The 5,202-nt window shown below is 35.5% G+C and carries 4 protein-coding genes; 3 read left to right on the top strand and 1 reads right to left on the bottom strand.

Annotated elements, in window-relative coordinates:
- The first annotated feature begins 172 nt into the window (after window positions 1-172).
- The 3 genes from F6K54_RS07035 (at window position 173) to F6K54_RS07025 (ending at window position 2,166) form a co-directional block, all read left to right on the top strand.
- Window positions 173-1,006 carry a sulfotransferase gene (locus F6K54_RS07035; protein ID WP_293075970.1) on the top strand — a complete coding sequence of 278 codons (834 nt, stop codon included), beginning with the start codon at window positions 173-175 and terminating at the stop codon, window positions 1,004-1,006.
- A gap of 10 nt (window positions 1,007-1,016) precedes the next feature.
- Window positions 1,017-1,148, top strand: coding sequence for a hypothetical protein (locus F6K54_RS07030; RefSeq protein ID WP_293075968.1), 132 nt, complete (start codon window positions 1,017-1,019; stop codon window positions 1,146-1,148).
- 277 nt (window positions 1,149-1,425) lie between these two features.
- Window positions 1,426-2,166, top strand: a complete 741-nt coding sequence (locus F6K54_RS07025) for a class I SAM-dependent methyltransferase (RefSeq protein WP_293075966.1) — start codon at window positions 1,426-1,428, stop codon at window positions 2,164-2,166.
- 449 nt (window positions 2,167-2,615) lie between these two features.
- Here the strand turns inward: F6K54_RS07025 and F6K54_RS07020 are convergent, their stop codons facing one another.
- Window positions 2,616-4,517, bottom strand: coding sequence for an efflux RND transporter periplasmic adaptor subunit (locus tag F6K54_RS07020; protein WP_293075964.1), 1,902 nt, complete (start codon window positions 4,515-4,517; stop codon window positions 2,616-2,618).
- Window positions 4,518-5,202: the final 685 nt, after the last annotated feature.

Genomic DNA, 5,202 nt, shown 5'->3' with positions numbered 1-5,202 from the left:
CTAAAGCTCGGTAGGAATCCCCGCGCCTTTAGGCCGGGGAGGATGTCAACTGCAAAAGTAGAAGCAGCTTTAACTAAGATTTATTAATAGTTGAGATTTCTTTACTCTCTATTCCCTAAAAATTAAGAATTTTATACCTCACGCTTCTCCGTCAAAATATACTGAAGAATAAATGAAAAATTTTGAAATTTTCCCCAAAATTCAAAGATTTAAAGTTCAACTAGATGATTGGCTTTTAGCAAAAGAAATTCTCAAAGGTCAAGATAAGTATCAAAAATTTATTGTTCTCACTCGTGCCAGAACCGGTTCAAATTTTTTAATGAGCTTATTACAATCTCATCCTAGAATTCGTGCATTTGAAGAAATTTTCACAGAACAAAAAAGGAAAATTCATTGGGGTTATGCAAAGTATCCTCGGTCTTCTAAAGTTCTGAAAATGAGGGAAGAAAAGCCAATAAAGTTCATAGATGAAGTTGTTTTTCGTAAATTTCCTCCCTCTGTCTCAGCCGTAGGTTTTAAATTATTTTATTATCAGGCTCAATCGTTAGAAAAACAACAGATATGGCAATATTTAACGGGAGATAAAGAAATAAAAATTATTCATTTGAAAAGAGATAATTTACTCAAGGTATGCTTATCCTCTCATCTGGCAAAAATTACCAATCAATGGATTTTGAAGGATGAAAAATATCGACATAATTCTGCACCAGTTCAACTAGATTATGATGATTGCCTGAAACTTTTTGAAGAGACTAAAAAATGGGAAGAGGAGTATGATAGCTTTTTTAACGAACATCAAAAAATTGAAGTAATTTATGAAAATTTAGTACAAAAAACTATGCAAGAAACTAAGCAAATACAGCAATTTTTGGGAGTTAAACTACAAAGATTATATTCATTGACGCTCAAGCAAAATAAAGGTACATTGTCTAAAATAATTTCTAACTACTATGAGCTAAAAGAAAAGTTTGAAGGTTCTCCTTGGAGCAAGTTTTTTACTGAATAACTGAAGTTTTTTGAATAAACAATTAAGCGATCGCAGAGCGTGGTGTCAGTTGTATCACACAGAATTATACCAATTTGATAAATGTTTGTTACAAATGGTAGAAGTAAGAAAGAGGGAAGAGGGAAAAAGGAAGAAGGGGTAAATATTTAAAAAAAGGGAAAAAAGATAGAATTAAATATCTCAAATGAACTGGAGTAGCTATTTTTAAGCATATTCGATAAGATTATGCCTTTTTGTAGCATTCTTTTTTTGAATTGGTATTAGCAAAAAATTGGGCTAAAATTGAGATAATGATATTTCAGATTGAGTAGATGCTCAATATCAGCCTTGTGGAAATCATAACGTTATCTGGATATATTTTTTTGGAGAAGATAATCTTTCTCGAATTGAAGCTATCTTTCAAGAACGAATGAAAATATTTGATTATCAAATATTCAACAATAATTTATCTTAAAATCAATCTGTACAATCACTTAGAAGACATAGCTAAATATCATTACTCTTTACAAAAACAGGAGAAAAAAATGCACCCTAGAGTCTATCAAGAATTTGAGAAAATCTGTTCAGAAAAGAATATTAACGGTTCTGTATTAGAGATTGGTGCTATTCCATCAAGTAATAGCCTTCTATGTATGAAATCCTTAGAAAAAGCAACAGAGAAGGTTGGGCTAGATCTTAAAGGACCTCAGAAATTTAAGGACTTCAAAATTCATCAAGGCAATGCAAATTCCATGGATATTTTTCAAGATGAAAAATTCGATGTAGTTCTTTGTAACGCAGTACTTGAACATGATAAATATTTCTGGAAAACTATAAGTGAAATCAACAGAGTTACAAAGCCCGGTGGACTTATTGTTCTTGGTACTCCAGGTTACAAATACTTCAAGATAGATAACACAAAATCTTTACTCACAAAAGCTGTTATGAAAGTACCCTCAATTAGAAGTTTGAGGTTATATAAATACCTGCATCCATTTTTGACAGTAACAGTAACTCACCAGGTTCATGATGCACCTGGTGATTATTATAGGTTCAGTCCACAAACTTTCAAAGAAGTGTTTTTTGCAGAAATGGATAATGTAGAGGTGCGTTCAGTTCTGCTACCGCCGATAGTGATTGGAGTAGGTCATAAAAGGCATAGTTTAAAAGCAACAGAATAACAAAATAAAGAGGTTTAATTTACAGAAGTTTTAGTTGAGTTCAAACAATTATTTCAAAAATATTGATATAACAAATTATGGTTTTGATAACACAACAATTAGAAAACTGGACATTATTATACAGCACTTCCCACTGTTATTTATAAGGTACTTATGTTTATGGTTTTAGGGAATAGGGAACAGGAAGCAGGGAACAGAGAATGGGTAATAGGCAAAAAATATTCCCGAGCGTCAGTTGTACCTCATTAATACGGAATCTGCTGTAATATCATGTCCGCTTAAATACTTACACCTAGGAGGAAGGAAGGCAGAGGGCAGAAGGCAGAAGGCAGAAGGGAAAGAAAGGTTGAAAGGGAGAAGGTTTTTTTATCACTGATTATCCCGACATGATATAACTAATGATCCAATAGCCTAGCTCCCCCGGAGGGGACAAATGATATCAGTGTCAACTATCTCTTATTCTTTCCTCGATCTGAATTTAAAAGCTTTACAGCAGAGCCATCCTTTAACTTTTGCACCCCTGAAACAATCAACTTGTCACCAGGTTGTAAACCTGACACTACCTCAGTCACATCACCCTTAACTAAACCTAATTCTATTATTTGGCGTTTTGCTTTCTGCTCCTCACCCACTCCTTCCAACAAATACACAAACCTTTCATCTCCTTGAAAACCTACCGCCGTCATTGGTACAACCACAGTTTGACGTTTATCCCAAATCACATTTACCCGCACAAATTGACCATCTCTTAACTTTCCACCACTATTCTCCACATCTGCTTTAACCAAAATAGTTTGAGAGTCACTACTAACAGTAGGAGAAATAAAACTAACTTTCCCCATTCCCAAAAGTTTCCCTTCTGAACTCTTAATCTCCACAGGTAAAGCCAATTTTAAATCCCCTCGTCGCTCTAAAGGAATTGGTAAATTTATTTCTAATACTTGATTTGCCGTCACAGTAGTAATAGTGTCATCATCAGTAACAAAATCTCCCATTTTCACGATCATATTTCCCACAATTCCAGCAAAGGGAGCTACAACTATCGTATCCTGTAACTCCACTTCTAAATTCTCTACATCTGCTTGTGCTGCTGCCACATCTGCATTCGCCTGAGCAATTTCTTCTGGACGAGTGCCATTTTGTAACTCCTCTAAATTACTACGAGCTTCAGCCACCTCCGCCTCTGCTCTGGCAATTTCTTCGGGACGAGTACCATTTTGCAACTCCTCTAAATTACTACGAGCTTCTGCTACCTCCGCCTCTACTCTGGCAATTTCTTCGGGACGAGTGCCATTTTCTAGCCTTCTCAATACTTGGCGTTGTTGTTCGACTGCTGCTTCTAATGTCTCAACTGTAGATTCTCGATTTCTTTGCAACTGGGTAACTCGTCTTTTTGCTTCTTCTACTCTTGCTTTAGCTGCCTTCTCTTGTTTGAAAATTTCCTGAAACGTTAATTCAGCGATCGCTCCTTCATCTCTCAAATTTTGATTTCGCTTTACTTGTTCGCTAGCTAAGTCTAATTCTGCTTGTTGTACTTCTATTTGCGCCTTAGCTTGAGCAATTTCTTCTAACATACTACCTGACTTGGCATCTGTCAGTCGTGCTTCTGCCTCTTGTAGTTGTGCTTTGGCCTGGGCAATTTCTTCATCACGAGTACCTGCTCGTAGTTCTGCTAAACTTGCTTGAGATTGATTAAGACGCGCTCTGGCTGCGGCAATTTGTTCTGGCCTTGCTCCGGTTTTGAGTTCTGCTAAACTTGCTTGAGATTGGTTGAGACGCGCTCTAGATGCGGCAATTTGTTCTGGCCTTGCTCCGGTTTTGAGTTCTGCTAAACGTGCTTGAGTTCGCTGGAGGTTTGCTTTGGCTCTTCTTAAGTTGGCTTCTACATTATCACTTTTGAGTTTAGCGATCGCCTGCCCTTTGGATATAAAGGTTCCTTCCTGGGCTAAAATTTCTATTACTCTACCATCTATTTCTGGTCTAATTCTGACTGAGCGTTTGGCTTCGAGAGTCCCGACAAATTCTGAGGTTTCTTGGAGGGAGGTAGTTTCTATTGGTATGGCTTTAACTAGGGTACTTCGTCGTCTACCTGGAGCTGCTGTTGATGGTTTGTTGGCTGTTTCGCTACTTTGAGACTGCCACCATTGCCCTCCTAAAAATCCTACTCCGAGAGTGGTAATAATTACTGTTGCCCAAAGTACACCAGAAAAATTCTTTTTTTCAGGTTGAAACTGTTCCGGAGTAGTTTTTGTCTGGTCTCTATATAGTTCTATTTTGGTATTCTCTTGTATATTTTCTGATGGTTTAGTTTTGTCTTTAATTACTGAGTTTGATGAGCTTGAGTTTGGCATTTTTTTTGATATTTATTGGTGATTATTTTACTGATTATTTTACTAATTATTTCTGCAGTTAATATAGAGTTAAAATGATTTTTTTTTGTTCAATCGGGTTCAATCTTTATCAGTTATAATTATTTTACTAATTCCTCCCTAAGCCATTGCATTTCTGCATTTAGCATTAATTTTGCTCGATTAAAAGCAGAATATTGATAGGGACCTCGTGGCATATTATCAGATTATTGACTATCTAAATATTATGGAAGTAGTTGACAAGCTATTAAAATATGCTCAATTTAACAATAGATATATACACCATTATTTATACTAATGTAGCTACTCATAAATAACTCTAACTGTTGTTTTAAAAGATAGCTATGCAGAGGTTTCTTTTGTAGTAAACCGAGTGCAGAGAACTCAAGCATTTATATTAGTCTGATATATTTGTTTATTATTTAATTATATTTCAATTAATTTTATCTTGCCAAATAAAAATTAAAAAATCTTCAACTTATATTCTATGCCTTATAAGTTGGGTAAATGAGCGCTCAGGTATTTACAATGTCCAGCTCACAGTACAGTAAGCGAAAAGGTGTACAAAAAATAATGTGTAAATATGCCAGCGCACATTGCTATAGTTAACATCTTCCTTCTCTTTTATTGCGTATGTCGCAATAATACAATGTAAGACAAATGTGTT

This window comes from Okeania sp. SIO3B5, from assembly GCF_010692555.1.
Lineage (GTDB): Bacteria > Cyanobacteriota > Cyanobacteriia > Cyanobacteriales > Microcoleaceae > Okeania.
This window is presented reverse-complemented; position numbering and strand designations above follow the sequence as displayed.

What these genes read in the sequence shown, in the direction of transcription:
- F6K54_RS07035 (WP_293075970.1), top strand. Translation starts at nt 173, where the DNA reads ATGAAAAATTTTGAAATTTTCCCCAAAATTCAAAGATTTAAAGTTCAA.
- F6K54_RS07020 (WP_293075964.1), bottom strand. Translation starts at nt 4,517, where the DNA reads ATGCCAAACTCAAGCTCATCAAACTCAGTAATTAAAGACAAAACTAAA.